This is a genomic window from Streptomyces sp. NRRL F-5755, from assembly GCF_001279365.1.
Lineage (GTDB): Bacteria > Actinomycetota > Actinomycetes > Streptomycetales > Streptomycetaceae > Streptomyces > Streptomyces rimosus.
Genome location: NZ_LGCW01000004.1, coordinates 1 through 22,771, shown reverse-complemented (window position 1 = coordinate 22,771; position 22,771 = coordinate 1). Strand labels below are relative to the sequence as shown.

The following is a 22,771-nucleotide window of genomic DNA, read 5'->3' as shown; positions in this document are numbered from 1 at the left end:
GTCAGCCGGACGGCGGGCGGGCACGGGGCGTGCGGGCCGACGCGCCGTCAGATTACGAATGGCATGTTATGCCCTATTCGTTCACGATTTCTCCATGCGTGCCATTCTTGCTACCTCGATCGCCGTGACGTGCACCGCCGCCCTCACCCTCCCGCTCGCCCTGCCCGCAGGAGCGACCGCCCCGGAACGCACCGCCGCCTCCACCGCCCGCGCGCCCTCCGCACCGGCCGCCCCCGAAGGCATCCCCGGCACCACCCGCTCCCTCCCGCTGCGCCCCCTGCGGCCGTCCGACCGCGGCGCGGCCACCGGCGCCCAGGGCCTGGCCGCCTACGGCGTCGCCCCGTTCTCACTGGTCGGCGTCGTCTGGGACGACCCGGCCGCCGCGCTCGACGGCCGCGCCCAGGTCCGTACCCGCCCCGCCGGCGGCACCGGCTGGTCCGGCTGGCAGGACATCCAGGCACACGACGACGACGCGCCCGACCCGCGCTCCTCCGAGGGGCACGGCGGCTCCGTACGGGGCAGCACCGCACCCCTGTGGGTCGGCCCCTCCGACGCCGTGGAACTGCGCGTCGTCCCGGAGCGCGACGGCGCCGGCCGCGCACCGGCACGCCGGGCACTGCCCGCCGGAATGCACCTGGAACTCGTCGACCCCGGCGAGGACTCCACCCAGGTGCGCGCGGCGCGGGCCGGCGAAGGCCAGCCGAAGCCGCCGGACGGCACCGGGACCCTCGCAAGCGTCGGCTCCGCCCTCGGCTCCCTGCTCGGCGTCTTCCGCATCCCGGCGGTCAACACCCCCACCCGCCCCCGCGACGACGGCGACGACACGTCCGAGAGCCGCCCCAGCACCCCCCGCCCCGGCACCTCCCAGCCGTCCACCGGGTCCCGCTCGCACGTCGGACCGCGCCCGGCCATCGTCACCCGGGCCGGCTGGGGAGCCGACGAGAAGCTGCGCGAGCGGAACTTCGCCTACACCAGGACCGTCAAGGCGGCCTTCCTCCACCACAGCGCCACCGGCAACAACTACACGTGCCGGCAGGCCCCTTCCGTCCTGCGCAGCATCTACCGCTACCACGTCAAGAGCAGCGGCTGGCGGGACCTGGGCTACAACTTCCTCGTCGACAAGTGCGGCACCGTCTACGAAGGCCGCGCGGGCGGCGTCACCAAGCCGGTCAAGGGCGCCCACACCCGCGGCTTCAACGAGAACACCATGGGCATCGCCGTTCTCGGGACGTTCGAGAATGCAAACCCGCCAACCTCCGCCGTTTCCGCGGTGGCGCGGCTGACGGCGTGGAAACTCGGGCTGTACGGAATGGACCCGCGCACCACAACATCCCTAGTTTCCGGCGGAGGCAACCGGTACAAGAAGGGCACCCGGGCTAGGCTGCACGTCATCTCGGGCCACCGGGACGGCTTCTCCACCGAGTGTCCCGGTGACCACCTCTACGGGAAACTCGGCAGCGTACGCAGTTCCGCGGCGCGCCTCCAGGGCCGCTGAAAGTCCGTTCGAAAGCATCTGCCTACACTGGTCCGCCGACCGGCCGACCCCAGCAGGAAGCAGAGAAGACAAGGTGACAGAAGCGATCCTCCTGGTCGGCGGCAAGGGCACCCGACTGCGCCCGCTGACGGTGCACACGCCCAAGCCCATGGTCCCGGCCGCCGGTGTCCCCTTCCTCACCCACCAGCTGGCGCGCGCCCGCGCGGCGGGCGTGGAGCACATCGTGCTGGCCACCTCCTACCTCGCCGAGGTCTTCGAGCCGTACTTCGGCGACGGGTCCGCGCTCGGCCTGCACCTGGAGTACGTCACCGAGGAGGAGCCGCTGGGCACCGGCGGCGCCATCCGCAACGTCGCCTCCCGCCTCCACTCGGCGCCCGACGACCCGGTCCTGATCTTCAACGGCGACATCCTCACCGGACTGGACATCGAAGCCCTGGTCGACACCCACCGCACCGCGGGCGCCGATGTCTCGCTGCACCTGACCAAGGTCGCCGACCCGCGCGCCTTCGGCCTGGTGCCCACCGACGAAACCGGCCGGGTCACCGCCTTCCTGGAGAAGCCGCAGACGCCCGAGGAGATCGTCACCGACCAGATCAACGCGGGCGCCTACGTCTTCAACCGCTCGGTCATCGACACCATCCCCACCGGCCGCCCGGTCTCCGTCGAGCGCGAGACCTTCCCCGGCCTGCTGGCCGACGGCGCCCACCTCCAGGGCATGGTCGACTCCACCTACTGGCTCGACCTGGGCACCCCGCACGCCTTCGTCCGCGGCTCCGCCGACCTGGTGCTGGGCCGCGCCCCGTCCCCGGCCGTCCCCGGCCGCTGCGGCGACCGGCTGGTGCTGGACACCGCCGAGGTCGCCCCGGACGCCAAGCTCACCGGCGGCACGGCCATCGGCCCCCGGGCCCGGGTCGGCGCGGGCGCGCGCATCGACGGCAGCACGGTCCTGGAGGGCGCCGTCGTCGAGCCCGGCGCCCGCGTCCACGACTCGCTGATCGGCGCCGGGGCCCGCATCGGCGCCCGTACGGTCCTGGAAGGCGCGGTCATCGGCGACGGCGCGGTGATCGGCGCCGACAACGAGCTGCTCGACGGCATACGGGTGTGGTGCGGGGCCGAGATACCCGCGGCGTCGGTGCGGTTCTCCTCGGACCAGTAGGCCGGGGCGACGGGAGAGCCCCGCCACTTCCGCATCCTGGGCCCCCTCACCGCGCACCCGCATCACTTACCCTGGCCGGATGCCCGCCCCCCTCCGCCGCACCTGGGTCCCGCCCGGCCCCTACGACCTGCACCGGACCCTCGGTGTACTCGGGCGCGGGCCCGGCGACCCGGCATTCCGGGTGGCGGACGGCGCCGTCTGGCGGGCCAGCCGTACGCCGCTGGGCCCGGCCACCCTGTGCGTACGGGCGCGGCCCGGCGCCGGGCAGGTCGAGGCCGAGGCGTGGGGGCCGGGCGCCGCATGGATGCTGGACGGGCTGCCCGCCCTGCTGGGCGAGGGGGACGATCCGGCGGCCTTCACCCCGCGGCACCGCCTCGTACATGAGGCGCGCCGCCGCCACCCCGGCGTACGGCTCGCCCGTACCGGCCTGGTCCTGGAGTCGCTGATCCCCTCGATCCTGGAGCAGAAGGTCACCTCCGACGAGGCGTACCGCGCCTGGCGCCTCCTCCTCCAGCGGCACGGCGAGCCCGCGCCCGGACCCTGGGACCGGCTGCGGGTGATGCCCGATCCGCGCGGCTGGGCGCTGATCCCGTCCTGGGAATGGCACCGCGCGGGCGTCGACCACAAGCGGTCGGCCACGATCCTGCGGGCCGTACGCGTCGCCCGCCGCCTCGAAGAGGCCGCGGCCATGGACCTGCCGGACGCCCTGCACCGGCTCCAGCTGGTCCAGGGCATCGGCCCGTGGACGGCCGCCGAGGCGCTCCAGCGCTCCAACGGCGCGCCCGACGCGATCACCGTCGGCGACCTGCACCTGCCGCGCATCGTCGGCTACGCGCTGACCGGGCGGCGCGACGGCACCGACGAGCAGATGCTCGAACTGCTCGCCCCCTACGAGGGCCAGCGCCACCGCGCCACCCGCTTCATCCTGCTGTCGGGCCGCACCCTGCCGCGCCGCGCGCCGCGCTTTCCCGTCGGGAACATCGCGCCGCTGTAGCGGGCGGCAGGAATACGAACGCTCAGCGCACCACGACGAAGTCGTCGCCCGCGCGCGCCGGGCGCGGCCGGGGCGCAGCCGCGGGGCGGCCCACGGCCACCGCGCCCATCGGGTCCCAGTCGGCCGGCAGGCCCAGCACGTCCCGTACGACATCGCGGCAGAACATCGTCGAGGACACCCACGCCGAGCCCAGCCGCTCCCCGGCCAGCGCGACCAGGAAGTTCTGGATGCCGGCGCCGTTGGCGACGACGAACATCTCCCGCTCGGCGGCGTTGCGCCGCGCGTCCGGATACGTGTGGGAACCGTCCATCACCAGGCACGGCACGACCAGGTACGGCGCGTTGCGCAGCACATCGCCCCGGCGCACCCGCTTGGCGATCGACTCCTCGCTGAAGCCGTCCCCGCGCAGATCGGCGATCCACGCCTCCCGCATCGCGTCCAGCAGTTCCGTACGCGAGCGCTCGGACTCCAGGAGGACGAAGCGCCACGGCGTGGTGTGGTGCGGCGCGGGCGCGGTGACCGCGGCGGCGACCGCGCGCCGGACCGCACCCGGGTCCACCGGGTCGTCGGTGAACTCGCGGACCGTACGCCGCAGGGCCACCGCTTCCCGCACGGCCTCGGAGGTGCCCAGCCGGAACATGTCGTTCTCGGCCGTGCGCACCAGGTCCCGGGCCCCGGCGTCGTCCCCGTCGCCGGCCTCGTCCGTACCGGCGTCGCGCACCACGTGGGGCAGCCCGCGGACCACCGCGACCGGCAGTCCCTCCGCCTTGCCCTTCACCAGGTCGCCCGCAGCGGCCAGTTCGTCGGCGGTGGCGACCACCGTCGCGCTGAGCGGATTGCCGTACGCGTCCACGCCGCCGCGCAGGTCGTCCAGCACCCGCACCCCGGCAGCGCCGATCGCGACGTCCGTCAGCCCGCTGCGCCACGGCCGCCCGAAGGTGTCGGTGACGACGACGCCGACGCGCACGCCCAGCGCGGCCAGCAGCCCGTCGCGGATCGCGCGGGCCGAGGCGTCCGGGTCCTCGGGCAGCAACAGCACGGTCCCGGCCGCGGTGTTGGAGGCGTCCACGCCCGCCGCCGCCATGACCAGGCCCTGCCGGTTCTCCACGATGCGCAGCGTGCCGCGGCGCGCCACGACCCGTACCGTCTCCTGGTCGATGGCCGCCTCGCGGTCGGCGGCCTCCATGATCCGGCCCTCGGCCTTGCTGACGATCTTCGAGGTCACCAGCAGCACATCGCCGTCGGCCAGGCCGGGCAGCCCGTCACCGGCCGCCGCGGCCGCGATGATCTTGGCCAGGTCGTCGCCGGGCCGCACCTCGGGGATGCCGGGCAGCGCCCACACCCGGTAGGCGGGGGCGGCGGCACCGGGGTCGCTCATCCGCGGACCTCCTCGGCCAGCGCCAGCGCCTCGCGGGCCATCGCGGCCGTCGCGTCCAGGTCCGTCATCATCAGCGGTACGGCCTTGCAGCGGATGCCCGCCTCCTCGACCCGGGGCACCGCGGCGGCGTCCACGGTGTCCACGAGCCAGCCGTCCAGCAGCCCGGAGCCGTAGTGCTCGGCCACCGCGGCGGCCGTCGACTCGACGCCGACCGCCGCCAGCACCTTGTCCGCCATGCCGCGCACCGGCGCGTCACCGACGATCGGCGACAGGCCGACCACCGGCACCCCGGCGTCCGCGATCGCCTCGCGGATGCCCGGCACCGCCAGGATCGTGCCGACGCTCACCACCGGGTTGGACGGCGGGAAGAGCACCACGTCCGCCTCCGCGATGGCCTCCAGCACGCCCGGCGCGGGCTTGGCCTGCTCGGCGCCGACCGGCACCACCGCCTGCGCGTCGACCGAGGCGCGCAGCCGTACCCAGTACTCCTGGAAGTGGACGGCCTTGCGCTCGCCGTCGATGTCCACGGCCACATGGGTCTCGATCCGGTCGTCCGACATCGGCAGCAGCCGCACCCCGGGCTTCCAGCGCGCGCACAGCGCCTCGGTCACCGCACTGAGCGGGTAGCCGGCGCCGAGCATCTGCGTACGGACGATGTGGGTGGCGAAGTCCCGGTCGCCGAGCCCGAACCACTCGGGCCCGACCCCGTAGGCCGCCAGCTCCTCCTTGACCCGGAACGTCTCGTCGGCCCGGCCCCAGCCCTGCTCCTCGTTGATGCCGCCGCCGAGCGTGTACATCACGGTGTCGAGGTCCGGGCAGACCTTCAGCCCGAACAGGTGGATGTCGTCACCGGTGTTGCCGATGACCGTGATGTCGGCGTCCGGCGCCGCTGCTTTCAGACCCCGCAGGAAGCGGGCGCCGCCGATGCCGCCGGCGAGAACCACAATGCGCATGGGGCCAGCATGTCAGAGCCTGTGTCTATCCCCCGGTCGGATAAGCGTACGTCGTCTGGTGCGTGCGATCGCAAGGCGCCGGAAGGCCCTCGTAGCGGAGCTACGCGGGCGTTTCGGCAACACCGCGAGCGTGCGTGCCAGGCGGCGTGCGCCCGGCCGGGGGATAGACACAGGCTCTTAGGGCGCGACGTGCTCGTGGGAGGCGCCCGCCGCGCAGCGCGCGCTGTGCATGGGCATCTCGGTCAGTCCTGGGAAGTACACGTGGAGGCTGACGGCCGGTGCCAGTGTGTCGTTGACGACCTCGTGGACGTAGCCGGGCGCGAAGACGCGCTGCGCGCCCGCCGTCAGGGCGCGGTGCCCGGACGTGGTGCGCTCGCTCAACTCGCCCTCCAGCACGGTCAGTACGCCGGAGGAGGGGCCGTGGTCGTGGCGCCCGCTGCCCTGGCCGGGCAGCCAGCTGAGGAGCCAGATCTCGTAGCCCGGCCCTGTGCGGAGCCGGTGGTACCAGCGGGTGGTGGCGTCGTAGCGCACCAGCGGGGCCCAGGCGGCGCGGTCGGCGGCGATGTCGCGGGCGAGCCCGGCGAAGCCGGCGACGGTGGCCGGGTGGGCGGGGACGGGCGGGAGCAGATGCGGAATGGCGAGCGGGTCGCCGGCGATCTGGACGTCGCTGTTCATGAACGGGGATTCCTCGGCAAGGTGCTCAGGTGGCGCGGATCGGATGACGCGAAAGCGGTGCTCGGCCGCGCGCGGGGTGCGGGCGGCGGGCACGGGAGCCGTGCGGCGGGGTGCTGCGGGGAAGAAAGCTGGAGCTCGGTGGCGTCAACAGCTGGAACAGCGACAGCGGGCCTGGGCAGCGCAGCGGGACCCGTAGGCACGGGTCAGGCGGAGCGCAGGAATCGCTGGCATGCATGTAAGGAGACCGGGTACTCGGCGCCGTGTCAACCGGATGCCGGGTTTGGGCGAGATGTTTCACCTCATCCGGTTGCTGCGCCCGGCGAAAGGTTTGTGCAAACGAGGTTCGGAGCAGACGGCCGACATCCGCGCGCCCCTGCGCGCCGTTGCGCTCTCGTGACCTGAATGTGATCCGGCCCGCTTCGGTACGCGAGGTGCAACGGCTGCGGTGCCCGTCGCGTCCTTGGGAGTGAGAAGGAAGTTACGGGTGATACGGCTGAGGAAGTGTCCTGTTTTTTGCCGATTTGAACACTTTCTGCATAGGCTTGGTTCCGCAGAGTGAATAAGGGGCCCAATAGCAGATCTCGGCTTGACTGGCCCGGATCGGCACACTTGTAATTTCACTCGTGTCGTTCAGCCGTCATCGGTAACGGCTGCATCACGGGGACGCAAAGACAGACGAGGGGCGCACATGACCGAGCTGTTCCAGGAATTGCTGGTCGAAGAGGCGGACGAGGAGCTCGGCTGGCAGGAGCGCGCGCTGTGCGCCCAGACCGACCCCGAATCCTTCTTCCCGGAGAAGGGTGGCTCCACCCGCGAGGCCAAGAAGGTCTGCCTCGCGTGTGAGGTCCGCTCCGAATGCCTCGAATATGCCCTCGCCAACGACGAACGCTTCGGTATCTGGGGCGGACTGTCCGAGCGCGAGCGGCGCCGGCTCAAGAAGGCAGCGGTCTGACGTCCGGCCGCACGGCCCGGCCACCGGGTCACAGCACCTCCCCAACTCCCCCAAATCTCTCCATAGACAACGGTCCGCCTCCGGCTCCCACGCGCCGGAGGCGGACGCCTGTGTACGCGGCCGACGGACCCGCCGCCCGGAACCATTAGTGTGGGGCCGCGTCCGAGGCGCACCGACGCCCAGACGGGCAACCCGGCCACGGGACGTGCCGTCGCCCGCACCGCGTCGCCGTCCGTCGCAGTCCACAGCGAGCGCTATGCCGGGGGAGGACCCCGAGACCCCCGGGGAGGGCCCCTACCTCGATGTCCCTGCACAGTCAGCCGGCCGCCCAGGCCGCGCAAGCCGCCGCCCAGTACCACGACGGCACCCCAGAGTTCCCCCGGCACGTCGTCACCGCCGTGCTCGTCTCGCACGACGGCGAACGCTGGCTGCCCGACGCGCTGGCCGGGCTGCTCGGCCAGGAACGCCCGCCGCAGCAGGTCGTCGGCGCCGACACCGGCAGCGCGGACGGCTCCGCCCGGCTGCTCGGCGAAGCCCTCGGCGACGACCGGGTGCTCCACCTCGCCCGCCGCTCCGGCTTCGGCACCGCCGTCGACGAGGCCGTACGCGCCGCCCCCGTCCTCGGCCCCGACGACCTCCCGTACCTGCAACGCCCCAGCGGCTGGGACCCGGTCAGCCGCACCTGGCGCGACGACGCCTACGACCTGCCGGAACTGCCGCACGGCGAGCCCGTCCAGTGGCTGTGGCTGCTGCACGACGACTGCGCGCCCGAACCCGGCGCCCTCGCCGAACTGCTGCGGGTCGCCGACGCCAGCCCCTCCACCGCGATCGTCGGCCCGAAGCTGCGCAGCTGGTACGACCGCCGCCAGCTCCTCGAAGCAGGCGTCAGCATCGCCCGCAGCGGCCGCCGTTGGACCGGCCTGGACCGCCGTGAACAGGACCAGGGCCAGCACGACCAGGTCCGCCCGGTGCTGTCCGTCTCCACCGCGGGCATGCTCATCCGGCGCGACGTGTACGAGCAGTTGGGCGGCTTCGACCGCCGACTGCCCCTGATGCGCGACGACGTCGACCTGTGCTGGCGCGCCCAGGCCGCCGGCCACCAGGTCCTCGTCGCCCCCGACGCGGTTCTGCGGCACGCCGAGGCGTCCGCCCGCGAACGCCGCCCCATCGACTGCGTCGGCCGCTCCGTCGCCGGCCCCCACCGGGTCGACAAGGCGGGCGCCGTCTACACCCTCCTCGCCAACACGCGCGGCGTCCTGCTGCCGTACGTCGCCCTGCGCATCGTCCTCGGCACCCTGCTGCGCGTCCTCGCCTACCTCGTCGGCAAGGTCCCCGGTCAGGCCCTCGACGAGCTCGCCGGACTCTTCGGCACCCTGCTGCGCCCCGGCACGATCCTCGCCGCGCGCAGGAAACGCGGCCGGCCCGCCGTCGAAGCGAGCGAACTGCGGCCCCTCTTCCCGCCGCCCGGCGCGACCGTGCGGGCCACCGTCGAACAGGTCGCCGGCAACCTCGCCGGCCGCTCGGCGCCCGAAGCGGCCTCCGCCGGACGGCACGGCGCCGTCGAGTCCGGGCCGGGCGGCGACGACGCCGACTACCTGGAGATCGAGCAGTTCGCCCGGCTCAAGCGGATCGCCCGCCGGCCCGCCCCGGTGCTCTTCCTCGTCCTGCTCGTCGTCTCCCTCGTCGCGTGCCGCTCCCTGCTCGGCTCCGGCGCCCTCACCGGCGGCGCCCTGCTGCCCGCCCCGGACAGCCTCGGCGACCTCTGGTCGAGCTACCTCGACGGCTGGCACGCCACCGGCACCGGCAGCACCGCCGCCGCACCCCCCTATCTCGCCATCCTCGCCCTGGCGGCCACCTTCTTCCTCGGCAACACCGGCCTGGCGATGACCGTGCTGCTGGTGTGCTCCGTACCGCTCGCCGGACTGAGCGCCTACTTCGCCTCCCGGCCGCTGGTCACCTCCCGCCTGCTGCGCGCCTGGGGCAGCGTCGTCTACGCCTTCCTGCCCGCCGCCACCGGCGCCCTCGCCGGCGGCCGCATCGGCACCGCCGTCCTGGCCGTCCTGCTGCCGCCGATGGCCCGCGCCGCCGTCGCCGCAGGCGGGCTGCGGCTGAACCCCGGCACCCGGCCCAGCTGGCGCGCCGCCTGGGCGTACGCGCTGCTGCTCACCTTCACCACCGCCTTCACCCCGGTCGTCTGGCCCGCCGCCGTGGCCCTGGGCCTCGGCCTGCTGGTGCTGCGCGCCTTCGACGGCAACCGCGGCCTGCTCCTGCCGTACGCGCTGCGCTTCCTCGCCGTCGCGGTCACCCCGCTGATCGTCCTCGCGCCCTGGTCGCTGTCCCTGCTCACCCACCCCGCCCGCTTCTTCCGCGAAGCCGGACTGGACCTGGGCGCCGGACCGGCCTCCGTCCTGGACCTGGTCGGCATCAGCCCCGGCGGGCCGAAGGCCGCCGGCGGGGTGCTGCTCCTGGGCATCGTGCTGGCCGCGCTGGCCGCCACCCTGCGCGCCGACCGGCAGTTCGCGGTCCGTACGGCCTGGGCCGTCGCCGTGACCGGCCTGCTCCTCGCCGTCCTGGCCAACCGCTCCGCGTGGGCCGGGCCCGCCGTCCTCGTCTACGGGCTGGCGCTGCTGTGCGCCGCCGCCGTCGGCGCCGAGGGCATCCGCGCCCGTATGGAGACCCTCGGCTTCGGCTGGAAGCAGCCGGTCGCCGTGCTGATCGCACTGTCCGCGCTGATCGCCCCGCTGTACGCGGCGGCTGGCTGGATGATCACCGGCGCGGCCGGGCCGCTGGAGCGCCGCGCCGCCGTCCAGGTCCCCGCGTTCGTCGCCGAGGACTCCGGCTCCGTCGACCGGGCCCGCACCCTCGTCCTCGACGGCGACGCCGGACATGTCGCGTACACCCTGGTACGCGGCTCCGGCGCGCGCCTCGGGGACGCCGACATCGCCGCGGAGACCGGCGAGGACAAGCGGCTCGGCGGCATCGTCGCCAACCTGGTGGCCGGCTCCGGCGCCGACCAGACCAACCAGCTCGGCGGCTACGCGATCCGCTACGTCCTGGTCCGCGACGGCGCGCCCCGCGAGATGGGCCGCGTCCTGGACGCCACACCCGGCCTGACCCGGCTCAGCCAGGAGGACGGCAGCGCCCTGTGGCGCGTGGACCAGCGGGTCGCACGCGTCACGATCGTGCCGTCGGAGACCAAGGACGGCACCCGCGCGGGCCGCGCCGCCGCGCCGGTCCCGGTCGCCGCCGGACCGGTCGAGGCCCACACCGACCTGCCCAACGGCCCCGACGGCCGGGTGCTGCGCCTCGCCGACGCCGCCGACGCGGGCTGGCAGGCCACCCTCGACGGCAAGGCGCTCAAGCCGGTCAAGGCCGACGGCTGGGCGCAGGGCTTCGAGCTGCCCGCGACCGGCGGGCGCCTGGACCTCACATACGACGACCCCATGGGCCACACCCTGTGGCTGTGGGCCCAGGGCCTGCTCGCCGTCGTCCTGGTGGTGCTCGCGCTGCCGGGCCGCCGCCGGGAGATCGACGACGACCTGCCCGAGGACGGCGTGGCCGCGATGGCCGCGCAGGCCGCCGCGGGCGAGGGCCGCCGGGCCCGGCGGCTGCGCGCGGCGCAGGCCGCCGGCGCCCCCGAAGGCGCGGAAGCGGGCGTCCCGGCGCCGCGCACCGGCGGCGAGCCGGCACCCGACCCGATGGCGCCCGCGGGCGCCGAGCACCCCGACCCGATGGCCGGCCAGACCGCCGACCCGTACGCGGCCGTCCCGCAGCAGCAGGTCTTCGACCCGGGGCAGGGCTACGACCCGCAGGGCTACGGACAGCAGCCCGGATACGGGCAGGAGCAGCCCTACGAGGCGGGCGACCCGTACCAGGGCGCCCAGCAGCCGCCGTACGGGCAGGGCCAGGACGCCCCGCCGTACGGGCAGGACCAGGGCCAGTACGCCCATCCGTACCCGGGCACCGCCCCCTACCCGCCGGACCCGGACCAGGCCGTCGGCCCGTACCAGCCCGGCGCCTACGACCCGTACCACTACGGCCAGCAGCCCCAGCAGCCGCCGCACCAGCAGCCCTACGGCGACGGCACGACGTACCCCGGCTCCTACCCCGAGCCCCGCCGCGACGGGAGCGACCAGCAGTGAAGCGCACCATCATGACCCTGATCGGCGCGGCCGCGGCGCTCGGCGCGGTCACCGGCGTCGCCGCCGTCGCCGCCCCGGACGCGCCACGGGACAGCGCGGCCAAGGGCGGCACCCGGCTGCCCGTCGAGCGGTCCGCCCTGCTGTGCCCGCCGCCCACCTCCTCGGAGGTCGGCGACACCGCGTACACCGCCTTCACGCCCAAGGGGACGGGCGGCAAGGCGGGCGCCCAGGGCACCGCCGGACTGCTGCCGGCGCAGCCCGGCAAGCAGCAGGACGGCAAGGGGAAGCCGCCGCAGGACGGCAAGGGCAAGGACGGCGGGCAGGGCGCGCAGCCGGACGCCCAGCCCGTCGCGCCCCTGAAGCAGCCCGGCACGCCGGTCACCGCGACCACGGACCGCGCGGACGCGCCCGCCCTCGTCGGGGCCGCCGACGGCGCCCTCGCGCCCGGCTGGACCGTCCAGCAGACCACCAGCGTCGCGGCCGGCAACGGGCGCGGCCTGCTCGGCCTGTCCTGCGCTGCACCCGACACCGACTTCTGGTTCCCCGGCGTGAGCACCGCCAAGGACCGCCAGGACTACGTCCACCTCACCAATCCCGACAACACCCCGGCCGTCGTCGATCTGGACCTGCGCGGCAAGGACGGCCCGATACAGTCCGCCTCCGGCGAGAACATCAGCGTCCCGCCGCACGCCACCGTGCCGGTGCTGCTCTCCACGCTGACCGGCACGCCCACCCAGGACGCGGCGCTGCACGTGACCGCGCGCGAGGGCCGGGTCGGCGCCTCCGTCCAGGCCGCCGACGCCAAGCTCGGCGGCGACTGGCTGCCCGCGGCGGCCGACCCTGCGCCCGGCCTGGTGCTGCCCGGCATCCCGGCCGACGCCACCTCCGTCCATCTCGTCGCCGTCGCCCCCGGCAAGGCGGACGCCGACCTGAAGGTGCAGCTGGCCACCCCGAACGGCCTGATCACCCCGGCCGGACTGGAGACCCTGCACGTCAAGAGCGGCATGACCACGACCGCCGACCTGAAGGACCTCACCAAGGGCGAGGCGGGCTCGCTCGTCCTCACCCCGGCGGACGGCTCCACGGCACCGGTCACCGCGGCCCTCCGGGTCACCCGCGGCAAGGGCGACAAGCAGGAGATGGCCTTCATCCCGGCGACGCGGCCGGTCGGCGAGCGGGCCACCGCCGCCGACAACCGGGACAAGGGCAGCACGCTGTCCCTGGTGGCGCCGGAGAAGGGCAAGGACGCCAAGGTCACGGTCACCGCGTCGGCGGGCAGCGGGGGCGGTACGCCGGTCTCCAAGACGTACACGGTCAAGGGCGGCAGCACCCTCGCCGTCGAGCCGCCGCGCCCGCAGGGCCTCAAGGGCTCCTACGCGCTGACCGTCACCCCGGAGGCGGGCAGCGGCCCGGTCCACGCGGCCCGCACCCTGGCCCTGCCGCAGGGCGGCCTCCCGGCCTTCACCGTGCAGACGCTGCCGGACGACCGGGGGACGGTCGTGGTGCCGACGGCGGGGGAGGACCTTTCGCTGCTGACGAAGTGAGGACGGGGGGTCAAATTCCCGTCGTTCGCCCGTAGGGCGGGCCGCGCGGCGTCTGGTGCGTGCGATCGCAAGGCGGAGGGTCTTCCCGGTACTGGGTGTACCGGGAAGAACCCGACAACGCGGCGAGCGTGCGTGCCAGGCGTCGCGCGGCAGGCGGGAATTTGACGACAGGGCCTAGCGCCCGCCCGGTCTCAGTCCTGGCCGTACCGCGGGTCCACCGACTCCGGTGCCAGGCCGAGCAGCTCGGCGACCTGCTCGACGACGACCTCGTGGACCAGGAGCGCCCGCTCGTCGCGGTTCTTCGTACGGATCTCGACCGGGCGGCGGTAGACGAGCACCTGGTCCCGCCGGTCGCCGTCGGCGGGCAGCAGCCGGCCCAGCGGCACCGTCTCCTCGTCGTCCGGCAGCCCGGCGGCCCCGTCGGGCCCGAACCCCGGCACCTCGACCACCAGGAAGTCGACGTCCGCCAGCTGGGGCCAGCGCCGCTCCAGCCGGTCCCGTGAGTCGTAGACCAGGTCGACGAAGGCGTCCGCGCGGCTCACGGAGAGCGGTACCTGGGGCGGCGCGACCGGGCCGCGCATGCCGCGGCCGTGGCGGTCGCGGCGGCGCGGGCGCGGCTCCGCCGGTGCGGGGCTTCGCCCGGCGCCGCCCGGCGCGGTGGTCCCGCCGGTGCCGGCCGGGGCAGGGGTCCCCCCGGCGTCGGCCGGAGGGGGTACGGGGTTGTCCATCAGAACCGAGCGTAACCGTCCGGGGGCGGGCGGCGCGGGAGAGCGGCGGATCCGGTGCCATGTCGGCGAGTGACCGGTCATAGGCTCGTTGCGTCCGTTCGCGACTATGCGCCGGACCGTGAACAGCATGAGGAATGACACGAAATGCACACAGTCGTGACGGGATTTGACCCCCTGCGCCGTCCGGCGCAGTGCTTCCCCCGTGGGCCGGGCCTGACGCCCGCAGGTCAGGCGCACCGGACGAACCAGGACGACACGGTCGGGTGAGGTCGTGGAGAGTCATCGCGGCCCGCTCAAGAGTGCGGTACCGTCCAACGTCGTGAGCCCTGTACGTCGCTGTTCGCGCACTGCGTGCGGCCGCCCCGCCGTCGCAACGCTGACGTACGTCTACGCGGATTCGACCGCCGTGCTCGGACCGCTCGCCACCTACGCCGAGCCCCACTGCTACGACCTGTGCGCCGAGCACTCCGAGCGGCTGACCGCGCCGCGCGGCTGGGAGGTCGTGCGCCTGGCCACCGACGCCGGACCGGCCCGCCCCAGCGGCGACGACCTCGAAGCGCTCGCCAACGCGGTGCGCGAGGCCGCCCGCCCGCAGGAGCGCGCCGCGGGCGGCGGCAACGGACCACAGGTCTCCGGGCCCAACGGCCGTGACGCGCATCCGATGGAGGTCGCCCGCCGGGGGCATCTGCGGGTGCTGCGGTCGCCGGACTCCTGAGGACGGACGCCGGATTCCCGGGGACGGTCACCGGATTTTTGCGGACCGCCGTCGGCCCGCGGGCGGCCACGGCCCGCCCGCACTCCGGCACTTCAGCCTCTTTCGCACGTCGGCACTTCCGTACGCGGCATTGACGCCGCCTCGGCGCGGACACCACCATGCCTCCACTCCCGGGTGATCCGCTTCCGCATGCCGGAAACGGCGGGGGAGCTGTCCGATCTGTCCACCGGGAGGCCCGGGAGGCCGAGTGTTCGTACAGCCGCTGGAGCCCGTAGCCGGTTCGCTCGCCCTGTCCGCGCTCGTCGCGGCCCTGCCGCTGGTCACCGTCCTCGTCCTGCTCGGCGCCGTACGGATGCGGGCCCACCGCGCCGGGCTCACCGGCCTCGCCGTCGCCCTCGCCACCGCCTGCCTCGGCTACGGCATGCCCGCCGGGCAGGCGCTGTCCGCCGCCGCGCAGGGCGCGCTCTTCGGTCTTTTCCCCATCCTGTGGATCGTCGTCAACGCCCTCTGGATATACCGGATGACGGTCCGCACCCGGCACTTCGACGTCCTGCGCCGCTCCTTCTCCGGCCTCTCCGCCGACCCCCGCGTCCAGGCCCTGGTCATCGCGTTCTGCTTCGGCGCGCTGCTCGAAGCGCTCGCCGGGTTCGGGGCGCCCGTCGCGATCAGCGCGGTGATGCTGGTCGCGCTCGGCTTCGCGCCGGTACGGGCCGCCGTCGTCGCGCTCGTCGCCAACACCGCGCCGGTCGCCTTCGGCGCCATGGGCACGCCCGTGGTCACGCTCGCCCAGGTCACCGGCCTGCCGCTGGACGCCGTCGCCCCGGTCGTCGGCCGCCAGACCCCGCTGCTCGCCCTCGTCGTACCGCTGCTGCTGGTGTTCCTGGTCGACGGGCGGCGCGGTCTGCGCGAGACCTGGGTGCCCGCGCTGGCCTGCGGACTGGCCTTCGCCGCCGTGCAGTTCGCGGCGGCCAACTACGTCTCCGCGCAGCTCGCCGACATCGGCGCCGCCCTCGCCGGAGCCGCCGCGCTGGTCGCCGTACCCGGCGCCCGCAGGCCCGCCGCCGAACCGGTACGGGCCGCCGTGCTGACCGGCGCCCGCAGCGCCGACCTGGACGTCCGCGACTCCCGCGCCGACGTCGTACGCGCCTACGCCCCGTACGTCCTCATCGTCGCCGTCTTCTCCCTCGCCCAGCTCCCGCCCGTCAAGGACCTCCTCGCGCGGGCCACCCGCACCTTCGACTGGCCCTTCCTGGACGTCGTGGGCCCGGACGGCACGCCGGTCGCCGGCAACACCTTCGCCCTGCCGCTGCTCGCCACCGGCGGCACGCTGGTGCTGCTGGCCGGCGCGCTGAGCGTCCCCGTCCTGGGCGTACGGGCCGCCACCGCCGTACGGGAATGGGCCGCGACCGTGAGCGAACTGCGCCTGGCGATCCTCACCGTCACCGCCGTCCTGGCCCTCGCCTACGTCATGAACCTCTCCGGACAGGCCGCCACCATCGGCCACTTCGTCGCCGCCGCGGGCGCCGGACTGGCCTTCCTCTCGCCCGTGCTCGGCTGGTTCGGCGTCGCCGTCACCGGCTCCGACACCTCCGCCAACGCCCTCTTCGGCGCCCTCCAGGTCACCGCGGCCCGGCAGTCCGGCCTCTCGCCCGTCCTGCTCGCCGCGGCCAACAGCTCCGGCGGCGTCCTCGGCAAGATGATCTCCCCGCAGAACCTGGCGATCGCCTGTGCCGCGGTCGGCCTGGCCGGCCGCGAGGGCGATCTGCTGCGCAGGGTGCTGCCGTGGAGTCTGGGACTTTTGCTGGTGATGTGCCTGATCGTGGTGGGACAGAGCACGGACGTGCTGGGGTGGATGCTGCCGTAGGGGCGTGGGCACACGCGGATGTGCGTACGGGCTCCGTACGCTCCGGCCTCCCGTCGGTCGCGTACGGGTAGGTTTGGGACCCCGTCATGACATCAGGAGGGCTGGCTGTGACTGATCTGTCGCAGATCGTGAAGGCGTACGACGTGCGCGGTGTGGTCCCCGACCAGTGGGACGAGACGCTGGCCGAGCTGTTCGGGGCGGCCTTCGCCCAGGTGACCGGAGCGGCCGCGATCGTGACCGGGCACGACATGCGGCCCTCCTCGCCCGGCCTGTCCCGGGCCTTCGCCCGCGGCGCCGTGGCGCGCGGCACAGACGTGACCGAGATCGGGCTCTGCTCGACCGACCAGCTGTACTACGCCAGCGGCGCGCTGGACCTGCCCGGCGCCATGTTCACCGCCTCGCACAACCCCGCCCAGTACAACGGCATCAAGATGTGCCGCGCGGGCGCGGCGCCGGTCGGCCAGGACACCGGCCTCGCCGAGATCCGCGCGCTGGTCGAGCAGTGGCGCGACGGGGAGGGCCCGCAGCCCGCGGACCGGCCCGGCACCATCACCCAGCGCGACGTCCTCGGCGACTACGCCGACCACCTGCGCGGCCTGGTGGACCTGACCGGCATCCGCCCCCTGAAGGTCGTGGTGGACGCCGGCAACGGCATGGGCGGCCACACCGTCCCCACCGTCTTCGAAGGGCTCCCGATCGAACTGGACGCCCTCTACTTCGAGCTGGACGGCACCTTCCCCAACCACGAGGCCAACCCGCTCGACCCCAAGAACATCACCGACCTCCAGGCCCGCGTCCGCGAGACCGGCGCCGACATCGGCCTGGCCTTCGACGGCGACGCCGACCGCTGCTTCGTCGTGGACGGCGACGGCGAACCGGTCTCCCCTTCCGCGATCACCGCCCTGGTCGCCGCCCGCGAACTGGCCAAGCACCCGGCCGGCACCGTCATCCACAACTGCATCACCTCCTGGTCCGTGCCGGAGGTCGTCAAGGAGTGCGGCGGCACCCCCGTCCGCACCCGCGTCGGCCACTCCTTCATCAAGGGCGAGATGGCCCGGACCGGCGCCATCTTCGGCGGCGAGCACTCCGCGCACTACTACTTCCGCGACTTCTGGAACGCCGACACCGGCATGCTCGCCGCCCTCCACGTCCTGGCGGCGCTCGGCGGCCAGGACGGCCCGTTGTCCCAGCTGGTCGCCCAGTACGACCGGTACGCCGCCTCCGGCGAGATCAACAGCACCGTCGACGACCAGACGGGCCGCCTCGCCGCCGTCCGGGCCGCCTACGAGGGCCGCGAGGGCACTGAACTCGACGAACTGGACGGCCTGACGGTCACCACCGCCGACTGGTGGTTCAACCTGCGCCCCTCCAACACCGAGCCGCTGCTCCGCCTGAACGTCGAGGCCCGGGACCGGGAGACGGTCGAGCGGGTGCGGGACGAGGTGCTGGGGATCGTACGGGGCTGAAGCACGGTCCTGGACGGTTCCGGCCGTCCCTGAACGTTCCCGGATGCTCCTGAACGTCCTTGAACGTTTGACGACGGGCCGGTGGCCGGACATGTCCGGCCACCGGCCCCACCTGCGCCGCGTCCCCGCCCCGCCCCGGCGGTACGCTGGCAAGTGCCGTATTCACGCCGAAGGAGAAGCCCCCATGCCGGTCGACGCCAGCCTGATCGAGATCCTCGCCTGCCCGGCGTGCCACGCCCCGCTGGCGGACCGGTCGGACGCCGACCCGGCCGAGCTGCGGTGCACCGGCACCGCATGCGGCCTCGCCTACCCCGTCCGCGACGGCATTCCCGTACTCCTGGTGGACGAGGCACGGCGCCCCGCCTGACCCGGGCGCCGGAGCCGTTCCGGACCCCACCCCGCCCGTACCGGCGATCGGAGGCAGCGCACACCATGCTCGACGAGTCCCTCCTGGACGCACCCGAAGCGCTGGCCGGCGCCGACCGCCACGGACTGCTGCGCGGCGTCGCCGAATCCGGGGCCCGGGTCCGCACGGCGGCCCGCAACGCCGCCGAGTCCGGCATCACCGACCTGCGGCCCGACGGCCGGCCCCGCACCGTCCTCGTGGCGGGCCCGGGACCGGCCGCCGCCTGCGTCGCCGACCTCTTCGGCGCCCTCGGCGGCGGCAACTGCCCGGTCACCCTCATCCGGCCCACCGGCGTCGCGGCCCGCACCGGCGCGCTCCGCTGGACCCTGCCCGGCTGGTCCGGGCCCCTGGACCTGCTGCTGATCACCGCCCCGGACGGCACCGACCCGGCCCTGGCGCAGCTGGTCGAGCAGGCATACCGCCGCGGCTGCTCGATCGTCGCCGTCAGCCCCGCCGGCGGCCCGCTCGCCGACGCCGTCGTCCAGGCCCGTGGCCTGACCGTCCCACTGGCCACCACCCCGTACGACGCCGAGTTCGACGGGGAGGGCGCGCCGCCCGCCGCCCCCGGCACCCTCTGGTCGCTGCTCACCCCGCTGCTCGCGCTCGCCGACCGGATCGGCCTGCTCAGCGCCACGCCCGAAGCGCTCGCCCAGCTCGCCGACCGCCTCGACCAGGTCGCCGAACGCTGCGGCCCGGCCGTCGGTACGTACTCCAACCCCGCCAAGACGCTCGCCGCCGAACTCGCCGACGCGCTGCCGCTGATCTGGACCGAAGGTCTCGTCGCCGGGGCCGTCGGCCGGCACTTCGCGACCGTACTGGCCGGACTCGCCGGCCGGCCCGCGCTCGCCGGCGAACTGCCCGAGACGATGACCACGCACGGCGCGCTGCTCGCCGGGCCGTTCGCGGCCGGCGCCGACCCGGACGACTTCTTCCGCGACCGCGTCGACCAGCCCACCGCCCTGCACGCCCGCGTCGTCCTGCTGCGCGAGGAGCCGCCCGGCCCGCTCTCCGCTGCGCCCGCCGCCCGCGACCTGGTGCTGGAGCACGACACACCGGTCAGCGAACTGGAACCGGACGACGGCAGCGACCTGGAGAAGGCCGCCGAACTCCTCGCCGTCACGGATTTCGCCGCCGTTTACCTGGGGCTCGCCGGGACCGGGGGATCATGACCGTGGGCGGGTGAGCCCGAGCCACCCACGAGCCCGAGCCGCCCACGAGCCCGAGCGGCCAGGGCACGGCCCGTTCGGTGGGGCGTGCCCCGTCCGGTCGGTACAGCCTGCTCAGTGGGCGTGGCCTGTCCAGCAGGAACGTCCCGCCCGCCCCGTACGGTTCGACACACGCGAGCAGCCCGCACGAGAAGTCAGGAACCCCGCCACCATGGATCGCCTCACGAACACCGTGCGCCCCTACGCCTGGGGCTCGACCACCGCCATCCCGGAACTCCTCGGCACCGAACCCACCGGCGAACCGCAGGCCGAGATGTGGATGGGCGCCCACCCCGGCGCCCCCTCCCGCACCGACCGCGGCGCCGGCCCGGTGTCGCTGGCCGACGTCATAGCCGCCGACCCGGAACGCGAACTCGGCCCCGACGCCGTCCGCGCCTTCGGCCCCCGGCTGCCCTTCCTGCTCAAGCTGCTCGCCGCCGGCTCCCCGCTCTCCCTCCAGGTCCACCCCGACCTCGACCAGGCCAAGGAGGGCTACGCCGACGAGGAACGGCGCGGCGTCCCCCTCGACGCCCCGCACCGCAACTACAAGGACGCCAACCACAAGCCCGAACTGATCTGCGCCCTCACCCCCTTCGAAGGGCTCTGCGGCTTCCGCCACCCGGCCGAAACCGCCGCCCTCCTCGAAGCGCTCGGCGTGGGCGCCCTCAAGCCGTACGCCGACATCCTGCGCGCCGCCCCGGCGGACGCCGCGCTGCGCGAGGTACTCACCGCCGTACTGAGCGCCGACCACGCCGAGACGGCCGAAACCGTCGAACAGGCCGCGGCCGCCGCCCGCCGCCTGGCCGCCGAGGACGGCCCGTACGCCGACGCCTGCGCCGCCTACGCCGCCATCGCCCACCACTACCCGGGCGACCCCGGCGTGCTCGCCGCCATGCTCCTCAACCACGTACGGCTCCAGCCCGGCGAAGCCCTCTTCCTCGGCGCCGGCATCCCGCACGCCTACCTCGGCGGCCTCGGCGTGGAACTGATGGCCAACTCCGACAACGTGCTGCGCTGCGGCCTGACGCCCAAGCACGTCGACGTACCGGAACTGCTGCGCGTGGTCCGCTTCGAACCCCGCGACGCCGGGGTACTGCGCCCCGAGGAGGCCACGGCGTCGGGCGAGGAGGTCTACGGGACCCCGACCGACGAATTCCGGCTCTCCCGCTTCGTCCTGGCCCCTGGCACCGCACCCCACCCGCTCGACGACCGCACGCCGCAGATCCTGCTGTGCACGGCGGGCGAGGTGACGGTGCGGTCCGGTACGGACGGCGCTGCGGCTCTCGCCCCGGGCGAATCGGTCTTCGTACGGGCCGGGGAACGCGTGGAACTCACCGGAGAGGGCACCGTCTTCCGGGCAACGCTGGTGGCCTGAGGAAGGGCCGCCGGGGCGGGCTGCAACAATGACCCGCCTAAAGGGTTCGTAAAGCCGCCCACGCAGCGGCCTCGGAACAGGCTGCGCACCGCGGCCGTTCGACGGAAGGGAAACGCGCCACCCATGAGTGCATCAGGCGGTACCAAGGCGATCGTCGCGGCGCTGGGCGCCAACCTGGCCATCGCGGCGGCGAAGTTCGTGGCCTTCGCCTTCAGCGGATCGTCCTCGATGCTGGCCGAAGGCGTCCACTCCATCGCCGACTCCGGCAACCAGGGGCTGCTGCTCCTCGGCGGCAAGAAGGCCAAGCGCGCCGCCACCGAGGAACACCCCTTCGGCTACGGCCGCGAGCGCTACATCTACGGCTTCCTCGTCTCCATCGTCCTGTTCACCATCGGCGGCGTCTTCGCCCTCTACGAGGGCTACGAGAAGATCCACGACCCGCACGAGCTGGAGCACTGGTACTGGCCGGTCGGCGTCCTGGTCTTCGCGATCATCGCCGAGGGCTTCTCCTTCCGTACGGCCATCAAGGAGTCCAACGAACTGCGCGGGCAGCAGAGCTGGGCCCAGTTCGTGCGCCGCGCCAAGGCGCCCGAACTCCCCGTCGTCCTCCTGGAGGACTTCGGCGCCCTGGTCGGCCTGGTCCTCGCGCTCGGCGGCGTCGGCCTCACCCTCGCCACCGGCAACGGCGTCTGGGACGGCATCGGCACCATGTGCATCGGCGCCCTGCTCGTCCTGATCGCCCTGGTCCTCGCCGCCGAGACCAAGTCGCTGCTGCTCGGCGAGGCGGCGGGCCCCGAGCAGGTCGCCAAGATCCGCGCGGCCGTGGCCGACGGCGACACCGTCACCCGCGTCATCCACATGCGCACCCTCCACCTCGGCCCGGAGGAACTCCTCGTCGCCGCCAAGATCGCGGTCCAGCACGACGACACGGCGAAGGAGGTCGCCGATGCCATCAACGCCGCCGAGGAACGCATCCGCGCGGCCGTCCCGATCGCCCGCGTGATCTACCTGGAGCCGGACATCTACCGGGAGTCGGCCGCTGCGGCGGGGGATGATCCGGCGAAGACGCCTGGGGGGATCTGAGGGGAGCGTCGGGAGCCCGCTCTCCTGTCTCCTGTCCGGGCCTCTTGTTGTACGGGGGAGGGCCCCGCACCTGGTGTGGTGCGGGGCCCTCTCGCTCGTTCGTACGGCTTCGGCCGTTCGGTCTTGGTCGTACGGTCTTGGTCGTACGGTCTTGGTCGTACGGCTCGGTCAGCCGACCTCGCTCAGCACCCGCAGGACCGCCGTCTCGTCCGGCGCGCTCTGCAACCGGGCCCGGAAGTCCGCGTCCATCAGCTTCCGCGACAGCAGCGCCAGAATGCGCAGATGCTCGTCGCCCGCGGCGGCCTCCGGCACCGAGATCATGAACACCAGCCTGGCGCGCGTACCGTCCAGCGAGTCCCAGTCGATGCCCTCCTCCGAACGCGCGAAGCCGACGACCGGCGCGGTCACCGCGTCCGTCTTGGCGTGCGGGATGGCGATCTCCTCGCCGAGGCCGGTGGTGCCCTGCGCCTCACGCGCGAGCGCCACCCGCACCAGCTCCTCCACATCCGCCACCCTGCCGGTACGCGCCGCCAGCTCCGCCATCTCCCGGATCGCGGCTTCCTTGGTGTCGGCGGTCAGATGGAGCCGCACGGTGTGGGGGGTGAGGTAGCCGGAGAGGATCTTGGGGGTGGGGGTGGTG

General features: G+C 74.1%; 18 protein-coding genes. 13 read left to right on the top strand and 5 right to left on the bottom strand.

Annotated features, from left to right (window positions below; genetic code table 11):
* Positions 1 to 94 precede the first annotated feature (94 nt).
* From ADK86_RS01370 to ADK86_RS01360, 3 genes are all read left to right on the top strand, one after another.
* The gene (locus ADK86_RS01370; RefSeq protein WP_053694863.1) at positions 95 to 1,495 is read left to right on the top strand and encodes a peptidoglycan recognition protein; all 1,401 of its coding nucleotides are present in this window, start codon (positions 95 to 97) and stop codon (positions 1,493 to 1,495) included.
* Between the two features lie 73 nt (positions 1,496 to 1,568).
* Positions 1,569 to 2,651: a nucleotidyltransferase family protein gene (locus ADK86_RS01365; protein ID WP_053694862.1), complete on the top strand. Its 1,083-nt coding sequence runs from the start codon at positions 1,569 to 1,571 to the stop codon at positions 2,649 to 2,651.
* 79 nt (positions 2,652 to 2,730) lie between these two features.
* Positions 2,731 to 3,645: a DNA-3-methyladenine glycosylase family protein gene (locus ADK86_RS01360; protein ID WP_053694861.1), complete on the top strand. Its 915-nt coding sequence runs from the start codon at positions 2,731 to 2,733 to the stop codon at positions 3,643 to 3,645.
* Between the two features lie 22 nt (positions 3,646 to 3,667).
* On the opposite strand, the gene ADK86_RS01355 is transcribed toward ADK86_RS01360, so the two are convergent.
* The 3 genes from ADK86_RS01355 to ADK86_RS01345 all read right to left on the bottom strand — a co-directional run bounded on the left by ADK86_RS01355 (position 3,668) and on the right by ADK86_RS01345 (position 6,651).
* Positions 3,668 to 5,023 carry a coenzyme F420-0:L-glutamate ligase gene (locus tag ADK86_RS01355; protein WP_053694860.1) on the bottom strand — a complete coding sequence of 452 codons (1,356 nt, stop codon included), beginning with the start codon at positions 5,021 to 5,023 and terminating at the stop codon, positions 3,668 to 3,670.
* Positions 5,020 to 5,976 carry a 2-phospho-L-lactate transferase gene (gene cofD / locus ADK86_RS01350; RefSeq protein ID WP_053694859.1) on the bottom strand — a complete coding sequence of 319 codons (957 nt, stop codon included), beginning with the start codon at positions 5,974 to 5,976 and terminating at the stop codon, positions 5,020 to 5,022. Before cofD ends, ADK86_RS01355 begins: the two co-directional genes overlap by 4 nt.
* Before the next feature lie 177 nt (positions 5,977 to 6,153).
* Positions 6,154 to 6,651: a cysteine dioxygenase gene (locus ADK86_RS01345; RefSeq protein ID WP_053694858.1), complete on the bottom strand. Its 498-nt coding sequence runs from the start codon at positions 6,649 to 6,651 to the stop codon at positions 6,154 to 6,156.
* Positions 6,652 to 7,339: 688 nt separating this feature from the next.
* Between ADK86_RS01345 and ADK86_RS01340 the strand changes: the two genes are divergently transcribed.
* The 3 genes from ADK86_RS01340 (at position 7,340) to ADK86_RS01330 (ending at position 13,289) form a co-directional block, all read left to right on the top strand.
* Positions 7,340 to 7,603, top strand: a complete 264-nt coding sequence (locus ADK86_RS01340) for a WhiB family transcriptional regulator (RefSeq protein WP_003983763.1) — start codon at positions 7,340 to 7,342, stop codon at positions 7,601 to 7,603.
* Positions 7,604 to 7,905: 302 nt separating this feature from the next.
* Complete coding sequence (locus ADK86_RS01335; RefSeq protein WP_053694857.1) at positions 7,906 to 11,745, top strand: glycosyltransferase family 2 protein; 3,840 nt, start codon at positions 7,906 to 7,908, stop codon at positions 11,743 to 11,745.
* On the top strand, positions 11,742 to 13,289 hold the full coding sequence (locus tag ADK86_RS01330; RefSeq protein ID WP_053694856.1) for a DUF5719 family protein: 1,548 nt from the start codon (positions 11,742 to 11,744) through the stop codon (positions 13,287 to 13,289). Before ADK86_RS01335 ends, ADK86_RS01330 begins: the two co-directional genes overlap by 4 nt.
* Positions 13,290 to 13,480: 191 nt before the next feature.
* On the opposite strand, the gene ADK86_RS01325 is transcribed toward ADK86_RS01330, so the two are convergent.
* Complete coding sequence (locus ADK86_RS01325) at positions 13,481 to 14,017, bottom strand: metallopeptidase family protein (protein ID WP_226048696.1); 537 nt, start codon at positions 14,015 to 14,017, stop codon at positions 13,481 to 13,483.
* 271 nt (positions 14,018 to 14,288) lie between these two features.
* On the opposite strand from ADK86_RS01325, the gene ADK86_RS01320 reads away from it, so the two are divergent.
* The 7 genes from ADK86_RS01320 to ADK86_RS01290 all read left to right on the top strand — a co-directional run bounded on the left by ADK86_RS01320 (position 14,289) and on the right by ADK86_RS01290 (position 22,131).
* The gene (locus tag ADK86_RS01320) at positions 14,289 to 14,732 is read left to right on the top strand and encodes a DUF3499 domain-containing protein (protein ID WP_078897859.1); all 444 of its coding nucleotides are present in this window, start codon (positions 14,289 to 14,291) and stop codon (positions 14,730 to 14,732) included.
* A gap of 247 nt (positions 14,733 to 14,979) precedes the next feature.
* A complete protein-coding gene (locus ADK86_RS01315) occupies positions 14,980 to 16,596 on the top strand; it encodes an L-lactate permease (RefSeq protein WP_053694855.1) in 1,617 nt (538 codons plus the stop codon).
* A 107-nt stretch (positions 16,597 to 16,703) separates the two neighbouring features.
* Positions 16,704 to 18,062, top strand: coding sequence for a phosphomannomutase/phosphoglucomutase (locus ADK86_RS01310; RefSeq protein ID WP_078951681.1), 1,359 nt, complete (start codon positions 16,704 to 16,706; stop codon positions 18,060 to 18,062).
* A gap of 184 nt (positions 18,063 to 18,246) precedes the next feature.
* A complete protein-coding gene (locus tag ADK86_RS01305) occupies positions 18,247 to 18,429 on the top strand; it encodes a Trm112 family protein (protein WP_030594873.1) in 183 nt (60 codons plus the stop codon).
* Positions 18,430 to 18,494: 65 nt separating this feature from the next.
* Complete coding sequence (locus tag ADK86_RS01300; RefSeq protein WP_053694853.1) at positions 18,495 to 19,637, top strand: SIS domain-containing protein; 1,143 nt, start codon at positions 18,495 to 18,497, stop codon at positions 19,635 to 19,637.
* A gap of 208 nt (positions 19,638 to 19,845) precedes the next feature.
* On the top strand, positions 19,846 to 21,048 hold the full coding sequence (gene manA, locus ADK86_RS01295) for a mannose-6-phosphate isomerase, class I (RefSeq protein WP_053694852.1): 1,203 nt from the start codon (positions 19,846 to 19,848) through the stop codon (positions 21,046 to 21,048).
* Between the two features lie 123 nt (positions 21,049 to 21,171).
* A complete protein-coding gene (locus ADK86_RS01290; RefSeq protein WP_053694851.1) occupies positions 21,172 to 22,131 on the top strand; it encodes a cation diffusion facilitator family transporter in 960 nt (319 codons plus the stop codon).
* 168 nt (positions 22,132 to 22,299) lie between these two features.
* Here the strand turns inward: ADK86_RS01290 and ADK86_RS01285 are convergent.
* On the bottom strand, positions 22,300 to 22,771 hold a 472-nt coding region (locus tag ADK86_RS01285; protein ID WP_159393749.1), incomplete at its 5' end, for a PTS sugar transporter subunit IIA.

What these genes read in the sequence shown, in the direction of transcription:
- ADK86_RS01305 (WP_030594873.1), top strand. Translation starts at nt 18,247, where the DNA reads ATGCCGGTCGACGCCAGCCTGATCGAGATCCTCGCCTGCCCGGCGTGC.
- ADK86_RS01360 (WP_053694861.1), top strand. Translation starts at nt 2,731, where the DNA reads ATGCCCGCCCCCCTCCGCCGCACCTGGGTCCCGCCCGGCCCCTACGAC.
- ADK86_RS01370 (WP_053694863.1), top strand. Translation starts at nt 95, where the DNA reads ATGCGTGCCATTCTTGCTACCTCGATCGCCGTGACGTGCACCGCCGCC.
- cofD (WP_053694859.1), bottom strand. Translation starts at nt 5,976, where the DNA reads ATGCGCATTGTGGTTCTCGCCGGCGGCATCGGCGGCGCCCGCTTCCTG.
- ADK86_RS01290 (WP_053694851.1), top strand. Translation starts at nt 21,172, where the DNA reads ATGAGTGCATCAGGCGGTACCAAGGCGATCGTCGCGGCGCTGGGCGCC.
- manA (WP_053694852.1), top strand. Translation starts at nt 19,846, where the DNA reads ATGGATCGCCTCACGAACACCGTGCGCCCCTACGCCTGGGGCTCGACC.
- ADK86_RS01300 (WP_053694853.1), top strand. Translation starts at nt 18,495, where the DNA reads ATGCTCGACGAGTCCCTCCTGGACGCACCCGAAGCGCTGGCCGGCGCC.
- ADK86_RS01325 (WP_226048696.1), bottom strand. Translation starts at nt 14,017, where the DNA reads ATGGACAACCCCGTACCCCCTCCGGCCGACGCCGGGGGGACCCCTGCC.
- ADK86_RS01335 (WP_053694857.1), top strand. Translation starts at nt 7,906, where the DNA reads ATGTCCCTGCACAGTCAGCCGGCCGCCCAGGCCGCGCAAGCCGCCGCC.
- ADK86_RS01340 (WP_003983763.1), top strand. Translation starts at nt 7,340, where the DNA reads ATGACCGAGCTGTTCCAGGAATTGCTGGTCGAAGAGGCGGACGAGGAG.
- ADK86_RS01355 (WP_053694860.1), bottom strand. Translation starts at nt 5,023, where the DNA reads ATGAGCGACCCCGGTGCCGCCGCCCCCGCCTACCGGGTGTGGGCGCTG.
- ADK86_RS01345 (WP_053694858.1), bottom strand. Translation starts at nt 6,651, where the DNA reads ATGAACAGCGACGTCCAGATCGCCGGCGACCCGCTCGCCATTCCGCAT.